Origin of the sequence: Mastigocladopsis repens PCC 10914, assembly GCF_000315565.1 — a bacterium.
GTDB classification, from domain to species: Bacteria; Cyanobacteriota; Cyanobacteriia; order Cyanobacteriales; family Nostocaceae; genus Mastigocladopsis; species Mastigocladopsis repens.
In genome coordinates, this window is sequence record NZ_JH992901.1 from 827,745 (window position 1) to 848,466 (window position 20,722).

The 20,722-nt window shown below is 43.5% G+C and carries 19 protein-coding genes; 10 read left to right on the top strand and 9 right to left on the bottom strand.

Annotated features, from left to right (window positions below; translation table 11 throughout):
• Positions 1–37: 37 nt before the first annotated feature.
• The gene (locus MAS10914_RS0105990) at positions 38–1,852 is read right to left on the bottom strand and encodes a KAP family NTPase (protein ID WP_017315000.1); all 1,815 of its coding nucleotides are present in this window, start codon (positions 1,850–1,852) and stop codon (positions 38–40) included.
• Positions 1,853–1,957: 105 nt separating this feature from the next.
• On the opposite strand from MAS10914_RS0105990, the gene menB reads away from it, so the two are divergent.
• Positions 1,958–2,791 carry a 1,4-dihydroxy-2-naphthoyl-CoA synthase gene (menB, locus tag MAS10914_RS0105995; protein WP_017315001.1) on the top strand — a complete coding sequence of 278 codons (834 nt, stop codon included), beginning with the start codon at positions 1,958–1,960 and terminating at the stop codon, positions 2,789–2,791.
• Positions 2,792–3,093: 302 nt separating this feature from the next.
• Here menB and MAS10914_RS35345 read toward each other — a convergent pair whose 3' ends face one another.
• Positions 3,094–3,393 (bottom strand): hypothetical protein, encoded by a 300-nt coding sequence (locus tag MAS10914_RS35345; protein ID WP_071599800.1) that lies wholly within the window; start codon positions 3,391–3,393, stop codon positions 3,094–3,096.
• Positions 3,394–3,881: 488 nt separating this feature from the next.
• Complete coding sequence (locus MAS10914_RS0106005; RefSeq protein WP_017315003.1) at positions 3,882–4,448, bottom strand: DUF721 domain-containing protein; 567 nt, start codon at positions 4,446–4,448, stop codon at positions 3,882–3,884.
• Between the two features lie 122 nt (positions 4,449–4,570).
• Between MAS10914_RS0106005 and MAS10914_RS0106010 the strand changes: the two genes are divergently transcribed.
• From MAS10914_RS0106010 to thiL, 6 genes are all read left to right on the top strand, one after another.
• The gene (locus MAS10914_RS0106010; RefSeq protein ID WP_017315004.1) at positions 4,571–5,941 is read left to right on the top strand and encodes a superantigen-like protein SSL4; all 1,371 of its coding nucleotides are present in this window, start codon (positions 4,571–4,573) and stop codon (positions 5,939–5,941) included.
• A gap of 34 nt (positions 5,942–5,975) precedes the next feature.
• Positions 5,976–6,683, top strand: coding sequence for a PspA/IM30 family protein (locus MAS10914_RS0106015; protein ID WP_017315005.1), 708 nt, complete (start codon positions 5,976–5,978; stop codon positions 6,681–6,683).
• Positions 6,684–6,848: 165 nt separating this feature from the next.
• Complete coding sequence (locus MAS10914_RS0106020) at positions 6,849–7,625, top strand: PspA/IM30 family protein (protein ID WP_017315006.1); 777 nt, start codon at positions 6,849–6,851, stop codon at positions 7,623–7,625.
• A gap of 165 nt (positions 7,626–7,790) precedes the next feature.
• Positions 7,791–8,120, top strand: coding sequence for a thioredoxin family protein (locus tag MAS10914_RS0106025; RefSeq protein WP_026082356.1), 330 nt, complete (start codon positions 7,791–7,793; stop codon positions 8,118–8,120).
• Positions 8,121–8,189: 69 nt separating this feature from the next.
• Positions 8,190–9,428, top strand: coding sequence for an LL-diaminopimelate aminotransferase (locus tag MAS10914_RS0106030; protein WP_026082357.1), 1,239 nt, complete (start codon positions 8,190–8,192; stop codon positions 9,426–9,428).
• A 363-nt stretch (positions 9,429–9,791) separates the two neighbouring features.
• Positions 9,792–10,877 (top strand): thiamine-phosphate kinase, encoded by a 1,086-nt coding sequence (thiL, locus tag MAS10914_RS0106035; RefSeq protein ID WP_017315009.1) that lies wholly within the window; start codon positions 9,792–9,794, stop codon positions 10,875–10,877.
• Between the two features lie 49 nt (positions 10,878–10,926).
• On the opposite strand, the gene MAS10914_RS0106040 is transcribed toward thiL, so the two are convergent.
• On the bottom strand, positions 10,927–11,943 hold the full coding sequence (locus MAS10914_RS0106040) for a type I glyceraldehyde-3-phosphate dehydrogenase (RefSeq protein ID WP_026082358.1): 1,017 nt from the start codon (positions 11,941–11,943) through the stop codon (positions 10,927–10,929).
• A gap of 115 nt (positions 11,944–12,058) precedes the next feature.
• Positions 12,059–12,679, bottom strand: a complete 621-nt coding sequence (gene nadD, locus MAS10914_RS0106045) for a nicotinate (nicotinamide) nucleotide adenylyltransferase (protein WP_017315011.1) — start codon at positions 12,677–12,679, stop codon at positions 12,059–12,061.
• Positions 12,680–13,021: 342 nt separating this feature from the next.
• On the opposite strand from nadD, the gene murC reads away from it, so the two are divergent.
• Both murC and murB read left to right on the top strand, forming a co-directional pair.
• Complete coding sequence (murC, locus tag MAS10914_RS0106050) at positions 13,022–14,485, top strand: UDP-N-acetylmuramate--L-alanine ligase (protein ID WP_017315012.1); 1,464 nt, start codon at positions 13,022–13,024, stop codon at positions 14,483–14,485.
• A gap of 157 nt (positions 14,486–14,642) precedes the next feature.
• Positions 14,643–15,644 (top strand): UDP-N-acetylmuramate dehydrogenase, encoded by a 1,002-nt coding sequence (murB, locus tag MAS10914_RS0106055; protein ID WP_026082359.1) that lies wholly within the window; start codon positions 14,643–14,645, stop codon positions 15,642–15,644.
• 153 nt (positions 15,645–15,797) lie between these two features.
• On the opposite strand, the gene MAS10914_RS0106060 is transcribed toward murB, so the two are convergent.
• A complete protein-coding gene (locus MAS10914_RS0106060) occupies positions 15,798–16,283 on the bottom strand; it encodes a low molecular weight protein-tyrosine-phosphatase (RefSeq protein ID WP_071599801.1) in 486 nt (161 codons plus the stop codon).
• 54 nt (positions 16,284–16,337) lie between these two features.
• The gene (locus MAS10914_RS0106065) at positions 16,338–16,685 is read right to left on the bottom strand and encodes a YbaB/EbfC family nucleoid-associated protein (protein ID WP_017315015.1); all 348 of its coding nucleotides are present in this window, start codon (positions 16,683–16,685) and stop codon (positions 16,338–16,340) included.
• A gap of 1,631 nt (positions 16,686–18,316) precedes the next feature.
• Between MAS10914_RS0106065 and MAS10914_RS0106070 the strand changes: the two genes are divergently transcribed.
• The gene (locus MAS10914_RS0106070; protein WP_017315016.1) at positions 18,317–19,000 is read left to right on the top strand and encodes a response regulator transcription factor; all 684 of its coding nucleotides are present in this window, start codon (positions 18,317–18,319) and stop codon (positions 18,998–19,000) included.
• 39 nt (positions 19,001–19,039) lie between these two features.
• Here the strand turns inward: MAS10914_RS0106070 and MAS10914_RS0106075 are convergent, their stop codons facing one another.
• Together MAS10914_RS0106075 and MAS10914_RS0106080 are read right to left on the bottom strand one after the other, a co-directional pair.
• Positions 19,040–20,428 carry an AtzE family amidohydrolase gene (locus MAS10914_RS0106075; protein WP_017315017.1) on the bottom strand — a complete coding sequence of 463 codons (1,389 nt, stop codon included), beginning with the start codon at positions 20,426–20,428 and terminating at the stop codon, positions 19,040–19,042.
• The gene (locus MAS10914_RS0106080; RefSeq protein WP_017315018.1) at positions 20,425–20,613 is read right to left on the bottom strand and encodes a DUF4089 domain-containing protein; all 189 of its coding nucleotides are present in this window, start codon (positions 20,611–20,613) and stop codon (positions 20,425–20,427) included. The genes MAS10914_RS0106075 and MAS10914_RS0106080 overlap by 4 nt, the downstream gene beginning before the upstream one ends.
• Between the last annotated feature and the right edge of the window lie 109 nt (positions 20,614–20,722).

Consider the following 20,722-nt stretch of genomic DNA (forward strand, 5'->3'; position numbering starts at 1 on the left):
CAAGGGTTTTTCATTTCCATGCTTTGTGTGGAATGCCCTATACAGCCCTGCTTTGTGCGCGATCGCTATCAGTAGGACTAGCTTCCTCACAAGATTCTGCATTTTGTGCCTGCTTTCTTTGAGCAACAATTTCTTCAAGTTCTTTCAAGTGTTGCGAGTTAAGTAACCCTTCATCTTGAAATTTATAATTGTCGTCGCCTTGTTGCTTATTTAAATTTTCTAATTCTCTTGTAATTATTGATAATGCTTTTCCTTTAGTCATCGAAGTTTTTAATAATTCAAATCTTTCTGATTCGTCAAGCCGAGATAATAACTCTACGATGAGACGATGGATTCTTATTTCATTTCCAACATCAAACCTGTTGTTTGGTTCATCTTCAGGACGCAATAAATCTTCGCCAACTTCAAAAAAAGCTTCCACAATTGATGGAATACAACGAGTTGGAATATCTTTTGCTAAATCATCTTCGACTTTTTCCAGAAATTCCCTAAGTTGGGTTGTGCCGTCATGACGTATTTGATTAGCAAGTTCTATAAGTTTTTCCCCAAACGCTTTAGCATTGCAAGCTACAGCTAGGATATTTTTTATTTGATTACTAGATAAATTAGCTTCTAATAAAGTTAAACGAAAGTAAATGCGAAATGTTTCAGGGCAGGATATACGCAATTGATTGCACGATTCTAAATCTTTTTCATTTTCTTCTAAACTATTACCCCAAACAAATTCTAACTTCGGAAAAAGTTGTATAAGAAGCCTTTTAACAGGTTCTTTGTCTTCATCTTGCAACTGAGCAAGCCAAGAGTTATGAAAATGTTTGAATTGGTCTAAAGAATTTACTTTTCCAACAAAAGCATTTTTATTTTTAACAATTATGTCATATACTGTTGGGCAAAAAGCTCGCAACGATTCAATGGCAATAAAATCAACTGGGTTTACTTCACCTTTCACTACCGGATATGTCGCTGTGAGGGCATCAGTCAGACGAACAATATCGCGGAGGTTAGTAATAAAGTGGTCTATTCCTTGAAAGTAAACACAATTCCAGTAGGTAGGCTCAAAGAGTTCTTTTGGTGTATCAGCAAATATGCCTTCAAGTTTTTCAAAAAGTAGTCTGCGGAGTGATGTTTTATCTGTAGGAGGTAACTCAAAAGAAAGTTGAATAACCTTCTCAAAGTACGTTTTTACTGATGCCTCCTTAGTTTCAGAAAGTGCTTTGCTGACAACTTCTTTATCAAAAACCAAAACATAGACAACGTTAGTAAAATTCGGAATTGCTTTAAAAATGCGAAATAGCTGTTTGATATCCTCTGAGGGAAGCCTATCAATATCGTCAATGACCACAACTATTCGCCGCTGCTGCTGCACTACAGTGTTTTGAACGTCTTCTTTTAACTCGGAAGCTTCTTTTTCCTGATCGTTAAATATTGTTGCTACTGCCTTGCCAGCTTGAGCATAAGGCAAGGGAATTTCAGAAATAACTCTACCAAAATTGGCTATTCGCTCTCTCAAGCCTCTCGGCACATTTGTTTGAGAAGTTAAAACGCTTTGTAATTGGTCAAAAAAGCGCCTTGTAATGTCTTGATTTCCAGTAAACAACCAGGGATTAAAAGGGACGATGATTGGTTGCTCCTCATCTGGCTTTTGCTGGAGATAGTGAACGACAAAGTTCAACAGTGTCGATTTACCGGCACCCCAAGAACCATGGACTGCAATCACGAACCCTTCAGTAACGGTCATTTTGCAAATACTGTCTGCCAAATGCTGGGCAAAGGTTGCATATCCAAGTCGGTCTTTTTCTGGATCAATTGAGGGATTATCCAGCAGGTGATCATTAGTCTTAGTTTGTGCCATGAGGAACTTTTCTGACTTGTACTGCAATCGTGGCACAAATATTAGGTATGCATATGCCCTACCAAGGATAGAATTTTTAAGCTGAAGTAGTACTCTTTTGTCGCCATGCAAATTAATTGGCAAACAGTTAAAAGTTACCAAGATATCCTCTATCACAAAGCTGATGGCATTGCCAAAATTACCATCAATCGTCCTCACAAACGAAATGCCTTTCGTCCCAAAACAGTTTTTGAACTATACGACGCCTTCTGCGACGCTCGCGAAGATACCACTATTGGCGTTGTCCTATTTACTGGTGCTGGTCCACACACTGATGGCAAATACGCCTTCTGTTCTGGAGGCGACCAAAGCGTGCGGGGAGAAGCTGGTTATGTAGATGATGATGGCATACCGCGTTTGAACGTACTAGACCTGCAACGCCTGATTCGTTCTATGCCAAAAGTAGTGATTGCCCTAGTTGCTGGGTATGCCATTGGTGGAGGACACGTCCTCCACTTAATTTGTGACCTCACCATTGCTGCTGATAACGCCATTTTTGGACAATCTGGTCCTAAAGTAGGCAGTTTCGATGGTGGTTTTGGTGCGAGCTATCTTGCCCGCATTGTTGGGCAAAAAAAGGCACGAGAAATTTGGTTTCTCTGCCGACAGTATAACGCCCAGCAAGCACTGGAAATGGGCTTAGTCAATTGTGTTGTCCCTGTAGAACAACTCGAAGCTGAAGGTGTCCAGTGGGCGCAGGAGATTTTAGAAAAAAGCCCAATCGCTATTCGCTGTTTAAAAGCAGCATTTAACGCTGACTGTGATGGACAAGCTGGTTTGCAAGAACTAGCTGGCAATGCCACCTTACTTTATTACATGACAGAAGAAGGAAGAGAGGGAAAACAAGCATTTCTAGAAAAGCGTCCACCTAACTTTCGTCAATATCCCTGGCTGCCTTAGAAACACAAAAATCGCGCCTTTTATAAAAGGTGCGATTTTTGATTTGAAATGTCTAGGTCTTTTTAAGACCTATAAATATTAAAAGTGAATTTTATTTTGGAGAAACTGCTTTCGTCAGTTGGTAATAAGTGGTAGCTCACCCTATATATGTCATTTTCACAAAGTGAAGTGTGAAATGTTCGCGCTTTATAGGGTTCAAGTCTAATTTCGCTCCTATGAAAAGAGGCTTTAACCAATTTGCTCAAAACAGCATTAAAATGTTGCTTCAGCAATTTGACTTTTCCTGTTTTAACACAAGAAGGCTATATTAGTACTGCCTTAGCTTTTACCTTTTCAGAAGAGCAAGTAGTCGCTGTTTCCTCCACAGAAGCAGGCGTAGGTTTATTTAAACCCGAAGCTAAGACCGATGTTGTATTGGGCAAACTCCAAACTTCCTCCAAGCTTTCCCACGAGGGAGCAAACGGTGGGATCGCCAAAGCACAAGCTTTCCAATTGCCTCTAACTGGTGCTCCCAACTGTTGGCAGACTCCGCCACGACGCCCTTCTGGCTTGTAATAACGACAATATTTGCAGGCAGAAGTCAGTGATTTCATCTGTTTCATATTTATTGGCGTTTAGGGCTGATTTTCTTCTTTTATTTTGCGTGTAGACATAAATTGTGGATTTACGCCAAAAACCTTGTATTTACTAGGCTGTGGCGATCCCAAGGAAAAAATTAACTTTATAATTTTTTTATGTTTGTGTCATATTTTTCAATTTTCTTGTAAACAAACTGATACATTAATTGCATTGGATTAAGCATACCCAATTTTGCCTGAAAGTTCATGGGGATCAAAGGTAATTACAAATTTAACGATTTGACTAGCCTTTCAACTTCAGCCTTAAGGGACAGTTTTTCAGACGCAATGGGCTGTATCTTTTGAAAGAGTTGACATTATTGAACAGTAATGTGGATAATTTCTAAAGAAGTAGGACTCTTCTATCCTTTAGAAGAGGAAGTTAGTGGTAAAAGAAATTAGTGTATATAGACACTAATCGCAAAACTATTTTGATAGTAATTTAAGAAAGCCTTAAGACTGATGAGGTGCTATTACTCTGCACTTATAATTTTTGAAGATTGTTTAGCAGCACAAAGAGAACAGACACGCCAACGCTGAAGTTCTCCTAGTGGAGTAGGACAGTGGCATTGAGGACAAAGGGGTAAACCGTGCGATCGCGCTTGCACTGTCCTAGCCCAATCTTGGAAAGCACCATTGGCATTCCCAGTTGTCGGTGTAAGATCATGAGGTAGTTTCATCTCATCACCCACGTAACTAGGATGTTCGCGCAGCGACATTGTTTCTTGTGTCTTGTGAGTTTTTTGAGGACGCTGCCATCCAGCTGTAGAAAAATGAATATCCACTAAACCAAGCGACTGCTTTTCATTCAACTTTAAAACCAGTCGCTGGCGCTCAAAAGTCAGGTTCTGTGCCCAAGCTGCGCTCGAAGTTGCCACCCGCAAAACATCGCGCTGAATTGACAACGGTTGGGTATGAACGGCTATCACTGCTCCTACGACTTCAGGCCAACACTTGAGCAAACGTTGAAATGGCTGCTCTTGCCATTTAGCCTGAGTTTCCAGAACACCTAAAATATCATTAACTGATTTAAACGACATCTAGCCAACCTTGGCAAAAATTGCAGTATGCTTCTGCAATATATCTAAGATAATTTTCGCTAGGATTGGCACAAATATATTTTTAGATTAATCCGGCAGTCTAGGTTTGAGGCAGACAGGCAATGAGTCAAAACCCCCTAGTAGATTCGGTTGCTAAATATTCCAAAACAACTGGGTTGAAACCACCACTAGCAGCAGCATTGGCTAGTTTGGAAGTACAACTAGATCAAGAGTTAGCCCGATACCGACGCACACGAACTGGATATAGAACATTCAGCCAACCCCGTGTAGGGACTTCCACCAGTAGTAAACCTCAACAATTAACTGATACGAGTACGACAGGGGGCAGAAGTCATTCACCAATAGAAGACACTCTTGCAAGTAGTTCCCAGAAGTTTGGGTTAGCAACGGCGAAAGCTTCCACTCCAAGTGTTTTGGGGCAAGAGGAACTTCTTGTTACCCCAGAAACGAAAATCAATCCGCCGAAATCTGTGGTAGAGACTCCAGATCAAGTGTCAGCATCAGTTACAGTACCGGACACTTTGTTGCAACCCCAAACCTCACAGAGGACATTTACACCTGATTCCTCAAAAACACAACACCCGCAACCTGATCAGGATTCAATCCTAAGCAACTCTGCCGAAGTACAAACCACACCAACGCCAAGTACCAGTATCGTGCCTACAGGAGTAAAGGAACAAAGTCAGAGTAAGAGTGAAAATCTGACAGAGTCAGAAGATAACACAGGCAAACAACCAAATGACTATTTGGAATCGTCGGAAGCGCTGCTGCGAAGTTTAGCACAAGAAGAACCAAAGACTGACAAATCAACCAGTTCTAACGACAGTCTGCTATCACCCTTGGGCATTGGCTCCATGCTACTACTCTTATTAGCAAGTCTTACCTTGGGCTACGTAGTATTCAATCCCAAGAGCTTATCGCAATTTAGTTTAGATAGATTGTTTAAAAAAGATGCGCCAACGACTGCGGAAAATACAGCACAAGATGGCAACAATGTTAAAACTGTAGCGCAACCCAATCTCACGCCCATACCTAAGTATCCGAATCTAGCCACTGACGAGTTTCCAGAGGTGAGAGATCCAAATGATGTTGTTGGCTTAAAACCTAAACCCAAACCTAACCCACTCACGGATCAAAACCCCACCAATCCAATAACAATACCGAATGTGCAGCCCCCAGTAGGGCTGAATTCCGCGCCACCCTCAACGGCAAAAACCCCTCAAAAGCGATCAGATACTCAACAAACGCCGGAGCCGCAAATCAAACCGTCAGCAGATGGGTTTTATCATGTGATCACAGATAATCAAGGAGAGCGCAGTTTTGCCTCTGCACGGCGCGTCGTTGCTGATGCTTATTTATCACCCGACGGTAAATTAATTTATTTGGGTGCCCTCAAGACTAAAGAGAAAGCACAAAAACTGCTGGAACAAATACAAGCAGAAGGCATTAAAGCCAGGATTGAGAAGCCTTAAGAGCGGTTGAAAATGAATGGAGGGGAGGGCCGACATGGGACTGATTGACCGTATGATGCGCTTAATTCGCGCAAACCTCAATAGTTTGGTTGTGGGTACGGAAGATCCAGAAAAGATTCTGGAACAAACTGTCTTGGAAATGCAAGAGAATCTGGTGCAATTGCGACAAGCGGTCGCCCAGGCGATCGCAACCCAAAAGCGCACCGAACGACAAACGGCTAATGCTCAGTCTACAGCCCAAGAATGGTATCGCCGCGCTCAACTGGCTTTACAACAAGGTAATGAACCTCTAGCAAGGGAAGCTTTGACCAAACGCCGAGCCTACCAAGAAACATCTGTTGCCCTTGCCACTCAAAAAGACCAACAAAACGCTGTCGTGGAGAGGCTCAAAAAGGATATGCGGACGCTAGAGCTAAAAATTACCGAAGCAAAAACAAAAAAAGATATGTATATTGCTCGCGCTCGTTCTGCTGAAGCGTCATATAAACTCCAAGAAATGTTGGGTGGGACTTCCAGCGTAGATAACATAAAAGCTTTTGAGCGTATGGAAGAAAAAGTTTTGCAGCTAGAAGCCCAAACAGAAGCGATCGCTGTGACTAGTACAGATGATTTGCAACAGCAATTTGCGTCTTTGGAAGAGGGAAATGATGTTGATGCAGAAATAGCAGCCATGAAAGCGCAGCTTTCCAGCGATTCCGCAAAAATACAACAGTACCCGTTACCCAAACCTCCAGATTTATAAATATTGGGCAATGACTGAATTTGGAGCGTATCTTAAAAGAATAAGGACTGGTGAGGTCAGACGAATCCAAACCGGAACGATTACATTGAAATAGGTAGCCACGAAATAGTAAAAAAGGTAACTGCCCAATTAAGCGCGTAAATCGAAGAAGGAAAAACAAAAGTTATGGGATTATTTGATCGCATTAGGCGAGTTGTCAGTGCCAACCTCAATGACCTGGTCAATAAAGCCGAAGACCCCGAAAAAATGCTGGAACAAGCTATCCTGGAAATGCAGGAAGACTTGGTACAGCTCCGTCAGGGTGTTGCTCAGGCAATAGCCGCCCAAAAACGTACTGAGAAACAGTACAATGACGCCCAAAACGAAATCAATAAGTGGCAACGCAATGCCCAACTAGCACTACAGAAAGGTGATGAAAATCTAGCAAGACAAGCACTGGAGCGTAAAAAGACTTTTAGTGACACATCAAGTGCGCTCAAAGCAAGTCTAGATCAGCAAAGCGCTCAAGTTGAAACTCTTAAGCGTAACTTAATCCAGCTCGAAAGCAAAATTTCTGAGGCAAAGACCAAGAAAGATATGCTCAAAGCCCGGATTACAGCCGCCAAGGCTCAAGAGCAACTCCAAGGTACAGTGCGTGGTATGAATACCAGCAGTGCAATGGCTGCTTTCGAGCGGATGGAAGACAAAGTTCTGATGCAAGAAGCCCGCGCCCAATCAGCAGCTGAGTTGGCGGGTGCAGATTTAGAAAGCCAATTTGCACAATTGGAAGGTAGTAGCGATGTTGATGATGAATTGGCAGCTTTGAAAGCGCAGATGTCTTTACCAGGAGGTACATCCAATCAACAAGCACTACCGCAACAAACAACCGCTCCAAAATCAAATAATAATGAAGTGGTTGATGCCGAGTTGGATACGCTACGCAAGCAATTGGACCAAATGTAGAATTTCTATTAAACAAGTTTTGCGCCAATCCCACGCCACTCGGTTGTGGGATTTTGCTTACTGAGTCATCACTAAGCTCGTCAATTGAGGTAGTTGACTGCTAACAGATTGGGATAAAGTATTTTGTATGCCTACTTTGAACGATGCCACCTGATGGGGATAGCCATGAGTAAGGGTGTTATATCCATAACTGATGCTGACTTTGAGACTGAAGTGTTGCAAGCCAATCAACCAGTATTGATTTACTTTTGGGCTTCTTGGTGCGGACCTTGTCAATTGATGTCGCCACTGGTAAACTCAGCAGCCACCACCTACGGCGATCGCCTCAAAGTGGTAAAAATGGAAGTTGATCCTAACCCAGTCACCGTCAAGCAGTACCAGGTAGAAGGCGTACCTGCCCTCAGGCTTATTGAAGGAGATAAACTTTTGATATCTACTGAGGGAGTCATTAGCAAAGAGAAATTACTCAGCATCTTAGATTCTCATCTAAATTAGTCATTAGTCCTTAGTCAAAAGCAACGGACTAAGGACTAATGACTAATGACAAAGGACAAAGGACTAAAAATGCAGTTTGCCAAACGTTTACAACCCCTGCAATCAAATGTGTTTGCTGATATGGATAAAGCCAAGGCAAAAGCTTTGGCTGCTGGACAAGAGTTAATTGATTTGTCACTGGGGTCTTCTGATTTACCAGCCGAGACGCACGTCATTGAGGCGATCGCCCAATCTTTACACAACCGAAGTACCCACGGCTACTTGCTATTTCACGGTACGCAAGCCTTTCGCCAAGCAGTAGCCAGTTGGTATGAGCAAAAATTTGGTGTTCCCATCAATCCCGAAACTGAGGTACTCCCCCTGATCGGTTCCCAAGAAGGTACAGCACATTTACCGCTAGCAGTCCTCAACCCCGGAGATTTCGCCCTATTACTTGATCCGGGTTATCCCTCCCATGCAGGGGGAGTCTACTTAGCCAACGGTCAAATTTACCCGATGCCACTACGGGCAGAAAACGGTTTTCTGCCTGTGTTTGCAGATATTCCCACGCCTGTCTTAGCACAGTCGCGGATGATGATCCTAAGCTATCCTCATAATCCCACAGCCGCGATCGCACCTTTGTCCTTCTTTCAGGAAGCTGTTGCTTTTTGTCAGCAACACAATCTTGTTTTAGTTCACGATTTCCCTTATGTAGATTTGGTCTTTGAGGGAATTAGGGACATAGGAGACAAGGGGACTAGGGGACTAGGGGAAGAAAAAACTCCCTCATCTTCCCCATCTCCCCAATCCCTTGCTCCTTCAATTCTGCAAGCTGATCCAGACAAAAGCGTCTCAATAGAATTTTTCACGCTCTCTAAGTCCTACAATATGGGCGGCTTTCGTATTGGCTATGCCATCGGTAATGCCGAGTTGATTCGTGCCTTACGTCAAATAAAAGCAGCTGTTGATTTTAATCAGTATCTGGGAATTTTAAACGGCGCTATAGCTGCCCTGACTGGTTCACAAGTCGGTATCAAAGCCACTGTTCAGACCTTCCGCCAACGCCGAGATGCCTTTGTCAGCGCTTTGCATCAGATTGATTGGTATGTTCCTGTGCCCAAGGCAACAATGTATGTCTGGGCAAAGTTACCAGAACGATGGAGTCAAAATTCTATCGAGTTTTGTACCCAGCTTGTCCAAAAAACAGGGGTAGCCGCCTCACCTGGTGCCGGCTTTGGCAAATTTGGAGAAGGATATGTCCGCTTTGCTTTGGTGCATGACACACCTGTGTTGGAAACTGCCGTAGAGAGAATAGCGAAGTTTTTGTAATAAATTTATCAAGTTTTTAGTGAAAATTCATGCTAACTAAACCGACTTCTAAACGGTATCGTTAATCATAACGTGTAAAGTACATTATCACAAAAATTGTGCTAATTTGAAAGGCTACTAGACTTCTTGCAAAAGCCATATAAGGATATTTAAAACCACAGATGCACACCGATTAACACAGATAAATTACAGCAGAATTCAGAACTCAGAACTCAGAACTCAGAAGTAAAAAGGGCTTTCTGTCTGGCTTTTAGACGACAGCGTTGTACTTCATTTACTTGCAAGGTGCTGTATCCATGTGGATTTGGTGTTAATCTGTGGTTTCATTTTGATTACTCTTGATATTTTCAAGATAGGTTTAGTGTGAACAGTGAATTATCTTCTCAGCAAGTTAGAGATATTGGCGAGCAAGGTCTTTTAAAAAGATTGCAAAGCTTTTGTCCCCCAGAAATTATTGGCGATGATGCGGCTGTGCTTTCTACTGAACCTGGGCAATCTTTAGTGGTCACAAGTGACGTATTAGTGGATGGTATCCATTTCAGTGAAATTACCACTTCTGGAGAAGATGCTGGTTGGCGAGCAGCCGCCGCCAATTTATCAGATCTTGCAGCAATGGGGGCTTTCCCATTGGGAATTACTGTGGGACTAGGACTCCCTGGTGATGTTGCCGTAAGTTGGGTAGAAGAATTATACCAGGGAATGACACAATGCCTGCAAAAGTATAGCACCCCAATTGTCGGCGGGGATATCGTGCGATCGCCCACAACCACGATAGCCATCTGTGCTTTCGGTCAAGTTGACCCGTTACGTGTCATTCGCCGCAATCAAGCTAGGGTGGGAGATGCCATAGTTGTCACAGGTGTTCATGGGGCGTCATCTGCTGGCTTAAAATTGCTGCTGCATCCCGAATTAGAGCAAAACCTTAGTGAAAGCGATCGCATAGCATTAATTCACGCGCACCAAAGACCCCAACCCCGATTAGATGTGTTACCAATTCTTGGGGAAATTGTACAGACGCGACGCCAGTCGCCTGGGTCGGGAAACCCTCCCGCAGCGCTGGCTCGCCATGGCGCGTCTCCACCATCCCAAATCCGCGTAGCTGGTATGGATAGCAGCGACGGTTTAGCAGATGCTGTCGTGCAAATTTGTCGTGCTAGTGGTGTTGGTGCTGTCGTTGAACGCATTTCAATTCCTTTACCAACCCAATTCAATCACTGGCTGACAAAAGAACAAGCGCTGGAATATGCCTTATATGGTGGCGAAGACTTTGAGTTAGTGCTGTGCTTGCCACAAGAACCAGCCTATTCTCTTGTGAAACAGCTTGGCAACGGTGCGGCTGTTGTGGGAACAATTACAGATGGGTCAAGCGTAATTTTGCGTGACCAAACAGAAGAATTCCCCGACCAAGTTCTAAATCTTGATCGGGGATTTCAACATTTTAATCATTAGTCCCTTGTCCTTTGTCCTTTGCAAATCACAAAGGACAAATGACAAATGACTATTTAGACCATTTTTCGGCGACTAACTCTGCCAAGTCAAGAACTCGCTGGCTGTAGCCCCACTCGTTGTCATACCAAGCCATAACTTTCACCAAGTCGCCGCCCATGACAAATGTCAAGTTGGCATCAATAATTGAAGAGGCATCAGTACCCTGATAATCGGATGATACCAGGGGTAGTTCGCTGTAATCCAAAATCCCTTTAAGTTGACCTTGGGAAGCTTCTTTGAGGGTTAGGTTAACCTCTTCAGCAATGGTAGATTTTTCAACCTGGATAACAAAGTCCACCATCGAAACGTTTGGGGTGGGTACGCGCAGCGCCACGCCATTCAGCTTGCCTTTGAGGTCTGGCAGTACCAATGCCACGGCTTTTGCTGCACCAGTGGAGGTAGGGACAATGTTGATTGCAGCAGCACGCGCCCGTCGCACATCCCGGTGAGAAGCGTCTAGCAAGCGCTGGTCGCCAGTGTAGCTGTGAGTGGTGGTCATGGTGCCTTTGATGATGTTGAATTTCTCATGCAACACCTTAGCAATGGGAGCTAAGCAGTTTGTGGTACAGCTAGCGTTACTGATGATATGGTGTTTTTCGTGGTCATAGTCATGATGATTCACGCCAATCACAAAAGTCCCATCTTCGTTCTTTCCTGGGGCAGTGATCAGAACCTTCTTGGCACCAGCTTTGACATGCCTCATTGCCCCTTCTTTAGCAGTAAAGACCCCTGTTGCTTCGATAATAAGGTCTATTTCCCAGTCTTTCCAGGGCAAGTTATCTGGGTTGCGGTCAGATACACACTTAACGGTCTTACCGTTAACGATAATAGAGTTATCATCGGCAGTAATGTCAACATCCTTTAACTTCCCTAGCATCGAGTCATACTTGAGCAGGTGAGCATTGGTTTTGGGGTCGGATGTGTCGTTGATAGCGACAAGGTCGATATTGCTATTCTCTCTACCTAACCAGCAACGCATGAAGTTACGCCCGATGCGCCCGAAACCGTTAATTGCAACTCTAATCACAGCGTCTTGCCCTCTGTAGATTTATACCTTACGAAATGCTACTGATGACCCAGATCATACCGCAAAGGGGGGAGTATTTATAACTATAAAGTGTTAGATTCTCAAGATTTTCTTCCTACCCGTTTATATACAGGTTTTGACTATTAATATAAAGCCTGACCGATTCTGGGACTAAGTAGCGAATTGATTGACGAGATCGGCAAAAGTTACGAATAAGACTTGACGAAAGTCCTACTAAAGGGATATTCAATAATTGCCAGTGTATGTCAACTGTCTGCTTTGTCAGTTTTTGTGCCACTTGCTTGCAGATTGACTCAGTTTGAGCTATATTCTCACCACCTGGGAGCCGGGGTGCTATCAACCAATCACACAATTGTGCTAATTCCTGTCCACGATACCAACGAGGTAAGGTTTGAAAAGTATCCAAACCAACAATCCAGTACCAGTGAGTGTTGGGGTAATCAGCAGACAAGTCAATCAGGGTGTTGATGGCATAAGAAGCTCCAGAGCGACTTTTTTCCACGTGTGATACTCTAAACCCTGGGTTGTCGGTGGTCGCCCGTTGCACCATCTCTACGCGATGTTCAAATAAAGCCGCTTGTTTATGAGGAGGATTTTGTGAGGGCACCCAAATGACCTGTTCTAAAGGGACTTGTTCTAAAGCTGTCTGGGCTACAAGCAGGTGTCCCCAATGAACTGGATCAAAAGTGCCACCGAAAATTGCCAATCGCTGCATCCACTCACGCCTAAGCTTTATTCAATTTCAAAGAAGTCTATCGACCAATAGACTATTGTAGCTAATTTTGGCAAGGCAGGTCAAAATATGTATTTACAATTACAATCATTTATTTATTTCCCGATCTGGCAGAAATTTTCAGAATAAACATAATATCTGTTGAGAAAGAGAAAAAATCACTAGCAAGGGTAAAATCAATTTGAATGAGAAAAACAACATTGAAAAAACCAACTTATCAGTTATGAAAGGTATACAGAGGCAGTATCGGTAAAAATCGAATTCCTGTTATGATACGCGTGTCATTTAAGATGATTGTGTGGTGTGGTGATAGAGGAGAAATCAATGAAAAATATAGTAGACTTTAGCGGTCGACCGTTTCATTTTATTGGTATTGGCGGCATAGGGATGTCTGCTTTAGCGTATGTGCTAACAAAGCGTAATTTGCCAGTATCAGGTTCGGATCTTCGTCCAAACCATATTACTCGACACTTAGAATCTATCGGAACTCACATTTTTGGTAAACAACAGGCAAGTAATCTCGAATTCTTTCGTCCTCATTCTCAGCCAAATGGATTAGTATTAAACACTCAAGAAGAATTACCTGCTTTTGATAAAGCAAAACTACCTCAAGTTATTTGTTCAACAGCGATTAACACAACTAATTTAGAGTACAAAGCTGCATTAGAATTAGGTTGCCCAATTTTCCATCGGTCTGATGTACTGGCAGCTTTAATTGCCGAATATAATAGCATTGCTGTAGCAGGAACCCACGGAAAAACAACAACAAGTAGCATGATCGGCTATATGCTACTCCAAGCTGGTGTTGATCCAACAATTTTAGTAGGTGGAGAAGTCAAAGCTTGGGAAGGGAATGCCCGCTTGGGGGAAAGTCAATATTTGGTGGCAGAAGCAGATGAATCAGATGGTTCGCTGGTCAAACATAGCCCGGAAATAGGCATTATTACCAACATAGAACTAGACCATCCCGACCACTACGGTACGTTAGAAGAAGTGGTCGAAATCTTTCAGACATTTGCAAAAGGCTGTAAAACTCTGATCGGTAGCATTGATTGCACGACTGTACGCGATCGCTTACAACCAACGATTACCTATAGCCTATATCCTGATACTGGCGCTGATTATAGCGTCACGAATGTAGACTACAGAGCCGATGGCACCACAGCTCTTGTATGGGAAAGGGGCAAGGCTATGGGTGTGTTGAACTTGCGCCTACTTAGCAAGCACAACCTTAGCAATGCTCTAGCAGCAGTGGCGGTTGGTCGGATATTGGGCTTAGAATTTGGAGAAATTGCTAAGGGTCTTGCTACCTTTGAAGGCGCAAGACGTCGGTTTGAATTCCGGGGTGAAGCCAATGGCATTACTTTCATTGATGACTACGCCCATCACCCCAGTGAGATTCGCGCTACTCTCGCTGCTGCACGCCTACAGGCAAGACCAGGGCAGAGAGTCGTTGCCATCTTCCAACCCCATCGCTATAGTCGGACGCTTACCTTTCTAGAGGAATTTGCTCAGTCGTTTAGTCATGCTGATTTAGTTGTCCTCACTGACATTTACAGTGCAGGCGAGCCAAATTTGGGGCAAGTCAGTGGTGAAAAACTAACAAGTGAAGTTGCTAAACAGCATTCGCAGGTGATATACCAACCAACTTTAGCCTCAGTTTGCGAGTACTTACAGCAAACTCTGCATCATGGAGACTTGGCGCTGTTTCTGGGAGCGGGGAATCTCAATCAAGTGATTCCCGAAGTCATGGCGACACAATGCTCGCCAGCTAAGGCAACTTCCTAAGGGAGGTTTCTTACAAGAGCGAGAGGGAGTAGGGCTTGCTTTGCAAGATTATTTCCTTCAATTGCATAGTGTCCATCTAGCAATAGTTACATTGCTTCTCGCTAGTGTCGTATTTTTACGACATATGAACATCAAAATTCAGCTAATTTTAGAAAATATGACTATCTCCCAGGCAGTTGCAAATGTCTGCAAAGTTTCTGGCATGACAAACAGCAGACAACTAACATCTAATAATTCCATCGAAAGTAAGGAAATTTATTTATCAGGCACTGATTGCGTTATTAAATCTCAAGTTTCGCTGGCAGCGTATACTTCCTACAGGGTTGGCGGTCCGGCGCAGTGGTGTGTTGCCCCCCGAAACCTAGAAGGTCTGCAAGCAAGTATTCAATATGCTCAAACACATGAATTACCAGTAACAATACTGGGAGCAGGTTCTAACTTGCTCGTTAGTGATTGTGGTATGCCAGGTTTAGTTATCGTGACTCGTCATCTGCGCCATAGCCATTTTGACCAAGAAACAGGTCAATTGACTGTAGCCGCAGGAGAACCAATTCCAGCCTTGGCATGGGAGGCAGCAGAGCGGGGATGGCAAGGATTGGAGTGGGCTGTTGGTATCCCTGGAACTATTGGGGGTGCTGTGGTTATGAATGCAGGAGCACACAATAGTTGTATCGCAGATATCTTAGTCAACGCTCAGGTAGTTTTACCTAATGGTTCAGTGGAAACTCTCAGCCGCGAACAGTTGAGCTACAGCTACCGCACCTCTTGCCTGCAAGGAAGCGATCGCATACTCACCCAAGCCACTTTTCAACTCCAACCAGGGGCAGATCCGGTCAAAGTTTTGGCAGCTACTAAACAACACAAACAGCATCGACTGAACACTCAACCTTATCACTTGCCCAGTTGTGGCAGCGTGTTCCGCAATCCCAAACCTTACGCCGCAGGCTGGTTAATTGAACAAACGGGACTTAAAGGCTACCAAATTGGCAAAGCTCAAGTTGCACAACGGCACGCTAATTTTATCGTCAACTGTGGTGGGGCTAGTGCTTGGGATATTTTCAATCTTATCCGTCACGTCCAGCATCAGGTACAAGAACGTTGGTCTATTGTGTTAGAGCCAGAAGTGAAAATGATGGGAGAGTTTCAAGCCGCTTGCTGAATAATATCAAGTCCTATTAATTACTGATAATTTCCATAACACCCCTAAGGTCACTCCTCTATAATCTCCCCTAAAAAGGGGGATTATAGAGGAGTGCAGTCATATCCTGCCTTGGAAATTCAAAAACGAACCTCTCATCCCAACAGCAAGCTCTTACAAGTCCGATTGTTGGCTACAAAGGTGTCTTAGCAGACCTTCACAAGCATCGACGAGTAGGTCAATCACCAGATTAAATCCCTCTGTACCACCATAATAAGGATCTGGGACTTCCTTGAGGTTGTGCCTAGTGCAAAAGTCACATATCAAGTGTACTTTCTGGTGATATTTTCCAGTTGGGTCAATATAGAGGATAGCCTCATAATTCTCTCGATCCATCGCCAAAATAAAATCAAAGTTTTCAAAGTCAAACTTTTGAAATTGGCGTGCTTTCCCACGCAATTTAATTTGCAGCTTTTGAAGCGCTGCAGCATTCATGCGTGAATCAGGTGGGCTACCAATATGATAACTAGATGTCCCAGCAGAGTCGCATATAATGCGATCGCTCAATCCAGCCTGCTCTATCAAATAGTTCATTATGTTTTCTGCCGCTGGAGAGCGGCAGATGTTCCCTAGGCAGACAAACAGTAGCTTGTAAGGCATAAATATTCACAGTCTTTTGTCATTAGCATAAGACTAATGACAAATAACTAATGACTAAAATCCTGGAAGCTCCAGCCCACTGGTCAATTCTTCCATGCGTTCGCGCATTGTTGTCGTGGACTTGTTATAAGCGTCTTTCATTGCTGCTGTTAGGAGATCGGAAAGGACTTCTGCTCCTTCGTTTAATGCGTCTGGAGAGATGTCCACACGCCTAGGTTCTTGGTTACCGCTAACAATGACTTTAACTAGACCACCGCCAGCCTCTCCTTGAATCTCCATTTGCTCCAATTCTTCTTGGAGTCGCTTTGCGCCTTCTTGAACTTGCTGCGCTTTTTTAAAGGCGTCAGCCAGTTCTTTCATCTTTCCCAAGCCAAAGCCAAATCCCTGTCCTTTTCCTGTCATAATCTATTGTCCACGTATGCTTTGAATGACAAATCACATTTAATTATAGATGTGGTGGGGAGAATGCCTACTTTTTACCCATAAGTGATTTACTCTGGGGAGTTTCATAAATATTATCAGATCGGGTCTAGCTCAATCTTGTTATCCCTTTGTGCGTCCCTTTGGTGATGAAAAAATTCAGAATGCTTGCTTTACAAGGATGACAACCTCTGAACACTTTTGTCGGGTAGCCAATTGAGAAATACTCTCAAAACCTTAGCATATAAAAGTTTAAGCTATGAAAATTCTCCCAGTCTGACCTAAAAATATCACTCTTTTCTGATTTTGGTGAGACGATAATACACCTGCTGTTAAATATGGGAAGAAGTTGCTAATCCCGAATTTCTGTTCTGACAACGATGAGTATTTATCCTTGTAATCTTCTTGTCGGCTGATAAAAGGAGGGAAACTTTACTTAGAAAAATCTTGTAGCTTTTCCAAGCACTCATAAACTCACACCTACCAAGGTATAGCCTACTGATATCAAGCAGCGTTTTCGATCCATGAATTTTCATGTCAACGATTTTGGAGCGGTAAAACAAAGGCGAGTCTTAACCACATAATATAGCGCTTCTCACTTGAATGAAGTACAAATTTATCTGTGTGCATCTGTACGCCAGTCGCCACAACGGGGGGTTGGGGGGGAACCCCCCGTGCATCCTGCGGAGGAGCTTTGCTAACGCGCAGCGTACGCAAAGCGCTCAGTTTGCAAAGGAGGGAAACCCTCCTTGCAACTTCTCTGTGCAAGGCGCTGGCTCGTCCATCGGTGGTTCATTATTTCTTTGTGTACTTCACCCAATTGCAAACCGCTATAGTGATTACATGGGAGACATAAAGCTTTTGTTACTTTACCCTATGCCCCAGAATGTACAAAGCTATCCAAAATCTCTTAAGTTGATCAACTGGAACACTATTAAGGAAAAACACAAAATATGACTATAGAGGGTAGTAAACAAGAGAGTTTTAGAGAGATATTAGCAATAGTTGGTTTGCAAAGCCAGGAAAAAACTTTCACAAGACAGAGCTACCTCTTATGTACAACATTCAAAGCGATAAGAAATAGATTCTTGTCGTTTCTGTTGACTTACACAAACCTAAATTGTCCTTTTAAGCAAAACCCTTCGCTTTACTCGAAGGCAAGCTGCGTGTAGCATAGATGCGCGGAGCGTGGCTTCAAGCAAGAGTCGGGTATGGTAACATTTGGTGAAAATCTAAGCATTAATGCCTACGCCTCACTGTTGCTACGCTCAGAATCACACAATTTCGTTCTCACGTCGTAAGTCCTATCTTTGATTTGTCCAAACTCTATATCTAGGTTTTTTTCAACTCACATCCTATTCAATGCTACTCTAACCAAGAAATGTCATTAATTATACAGCTAGGTGTGTCTTAAGGTATAGTCGGGTGGTGGTGAGTTTAATATTGTTAACCTATAGGGATTTAACATTGACTTTCTAAATCAGCTATTAGGGAGTTATCAGTTGGTAATCCTGTCATAGTATGAGACATAAGAGTACTATTCTTACTTGTGTTTAGTTACAGTGCTTACAAAAGCAAACTTCTTAGTAAAAAATGCTAGGGGTGTACGATCCATGCCCTTGACGATCCTTGTAGTGGATGACGACTTGGGCACTCGTCTGTCTATCAGCGATTATCTTGAACTGTCTGGCTACTCGGTGATTACAGCTGATGACGGTCAAGAGGCATTGGCGATGGTGGAGGAGTACCATCCTGATTTGATAGTCACTGATATCGTCATGCCACGAATGAATGGATATGAACTGGTGCGGCGAGTGCGTCAACAACCTGGGTTCCGTTTGTTACCCGTCATTTTACTAACAGCGCGAACCAAAACCCAGGAACGAATCCTAGGCTATCAGTCAGGATGCGATTTGTACTTGCCCAAGCCTTTTGAACTAGAAGAGTTAGCAGCAGCAATTCGCAATCTTCTGGAGCGAGCGCAAATCATTCAATCGGAGTACCGTTTTTCTCATCAAGACAATTTGGGAACTTCCACCCCAACAAAATCGCTAGATAGCCATCACTCTCAGTTGACCGATATTCAGAAATCCCAAATGCTTTCTGAATTAACCCCAAGAGAGCAGGAAGTCCTAGAACTTTTGACTCATGGTCTTTCTAATGCTGAAATGGGTCAGCAGTTACATCTCAGTCCCAGGACTGTAGAAAAGTACGTTAGCAGTTTATTAAGAAAAACTGTTACCAGCAACCGAGCGGAATTGGTGCGTTTTGCGATTAAGCACGGTTTGGTGGAATAGCTTATTGTAAAGACGTGGTACTTCAGGAGTTCAGAGTTATTACACAACAACTGCTGAGATGACACCCTTTGCCTCCAACACAGCTGCAACTCGTAAAATGAGTGCTTCATTATATGGTGCAGCTATCAACTGTACGCCCAAAGGTAAAGCATTTGGACGCTGAATTGGTACTGATAAAACAGGCACGCCAATAAAAGATAATGGTTGAGTGAATAGTCCTAAATGCGGACGAACGAGAATTTCTTCACCATCTATAATCATGGTTTGTTGACCAATAAACGGTGCAGAGATCGGTGCCGTTGGGGCAAGAATGACATCTAGCTTTTGAAAGACTTCCCGAACTCTATCTTTATACCATTTTCTAAACCGTTGCGCTTGAATGTACCAGCTACTAGGTATTAAAGCACCGGCAATAAAGCGATCGCGTGTCGCCGGATCAAAATCTTGGGGACGCGATCGCAATTTCTCCAAATGCAAATTCGCCCCCTCACAAGCTGTGATCACAAACGCTGCTGCACGGGCGCGATGTGCTTCGGGTATTGTGACATACTCAGTTATGCCCAAAGCATCACCGACCTTTTGTACTGCTTCCAATGCTTCAGGACTTGCCCCTTGGATGAAATAATCACCTGCAATAGCAATTCTTATACCATCAATATTGTGTAGAGACGTTGCATACAATGTCTCTATAGGTGGGTGTTTCGTACAAACTCGATCACGTTCATCTTCTCCCTGAAGTACATCAAACGCGATAGCAATATCCCGTAGTGAACGGGCAAACGCTCCGATGTGGTCTAAACTGCTGGAAAATAGTGCTACCCCAGCACGAGATAATCGTCCATAAGTGGGCTTCAAGCCAAAAACACCACATAAAGCCGCAGGGACGCGGATGGAACCGTTAGTATCAGAACCTAGCGTCAACGGAACCAAACCAGCTGCAACAGCCGCCGCCGAACCACCCGATGAACCACCAGCTATCCGCTTTAAATCATGGGGATTATGGGTAGCACCATAGTGAAAATTTTCCGTCACGAAGCCGTAGGCGTACTCATCCATATTTAAAGCGCCTACCAGTACCGCACCCGCTTGTTTCAACCTTACGACTGCTGTTGCATCCTGAGTTGCTGGAGGGTTTTCTGCGTTGATTTTTGCACCTGCAAGAGTGGTTAACCCAGCGATATCGAAAAGGTTTTTGACGGCGAAAGGTACACCAGCCAAAGAACCTGGATCTTTACCTTGGGCAATTTCTCTATCAATTCTTTCTGCTTGTGCCAAAGCAGTTTCACCAGTTACAGTTGTAAAACAATTGAGTTCATTGTCCCGTACTGCAATTCTTTGCAAAGCAGCTTTGGCAACTTGCACCGCGCTAACTTTACCTTCCCGCACAGCAGCAGCTATTGCTATTGCATCAGCTTGTTCTAAATTCATGGCTCAAAAACAGACGCTGCTTCAATTGTCTCTAGCAAGGGAAACTCATTGACAACTTGGGCAATAACTTTAATTCTCTCAAAATTTGCCACTACCCCATCTCGATACTCATCCCTTAATTGCAAATCTAACAACAAAGCCATTAAATCCACATATTCCCCCACATCAAATCCCTTTTCTTCCATCTCTCCTCCTCTCTTCCTTCGTGTCCTACCTTAGAGGATGTCTGAATGTATACACTATTTAAATAGAGTTTCGGTTATTTTCAATAGTTTTTATCCTATTATTTTTTAG

Coding starts and splice junctions, on each gene's coding strand:
- MAS10914_RS0106075 (WP_017315017.1), bottom strand. CDS start 20,428: ATGAATTTAGAACAAGCTGATGCAATAGCAATAGCTGCTGCTGTGCGG.
- MAS10914_RS35345 (WP_071599800.1), bottom strand. CDS start 3,393: ATGAAACAGATGAAATCACTGACTTCTGCCTGCAAATATTGTCGTTAT.
- MAS10914_RS0106020 (WP_017315006.1), top strand. CDS start 6,849: ATGGGATTATTTGATCGCATTAGGCGAGTTGTCAGTGCCAACCTCAAT.
- MAS10914_RS0106080 (WP_017315018.1), bottom strand. CDS start 20,613: ATGGAAGAAAAGGGATTTGATGTGGGGGAATATGTGGATTTAATGGCT.
- MAS10914_RS0105990 (WP_017315000.1), bottom strand. CDS start 1,852: ATGGCACAAACTAAGACTAATGATCACCTGCTGGATAATCCCTCAATT.
- murC (WP_017315012.1), top strand. CDS start 13,022: ATGAAAAATATAGTAGACTTTAGCGGTCGACCGTTTCATTTTATTGGT.
- menB (WP_017315001.1), top strand. CDS start 1,958: ATGCAAATTAATTGGCAAACAGTTAAAAGTTACCAAGATATCCTCTAT.
- MAS10914_RS0106015 (WP_017315005.1), top strand. CDS start 5,976: ATGGGACTGATTGACCGTATGATGCGCTTAATTCGCGCAAACCTCAAT.
- nadD (WP_017315011.1), bottom strand. CDS start 12,679: ATGCAGCGATTGGCAATTTTCGGTGGCACTTTTGATCCAGTTCATTGG.
- MAS10914_RS0106025 (WP_026082356.1), top strand. CDS start 7,791: ATGAGTAAGGGTGTTATATCCATAACTGATGCTGACTTTGAGACTGAA.
- murB (WP_026082359.1), top strand. CDS start 14,643: ATGACTATCTCCCAGGCAGTTGCAAATGTCTGCAAAGTTTCTGGCATG.
- MAS10914_RS0106030 (WP_026082357.1), top strand. CDS start 8,190: ATGCAGTTTGCCAAACGTTTACAACCCCTGCAATCAAATGTGTTTGCT.
- MAS10914_RS0106060 (WP_071599801.1), bottom strand. CDS start 16,283: ATGCCTTACAAGCTACTGTTTGTCTGCCTAGGGAACATCTGCCGCTCT.
- MAS10914_RS0106065 (WP_017315015.1), bottom strand. CDS start 16,685: ATGACAGGAAAAGGACAGGGATTTGGCTTTGGCTTGGGAAAGATGAAA.
- MAS10914_RS0106010 (WP_017315004.1), top strand. CDS start 4,571: ATGAGTCAAAACCCCCTAGTAGATTCGGTTGCTAAATATTCCAAAACA.
- MAS10914_RS0106005 (WP_017315003.1), bottom strand. CDS start 4,448: ATGTCGTTTAAATCAGTTAATGATATTTTAGGTGTTCTGGAAACTCAG.
- MAS10914_RS0106070 (WP_017315016.1), top strand. CDS start 18,317: ATGCCCTTGACGATCCTTGTAGTGGATGACGACTTGGGCACTCGTCTG.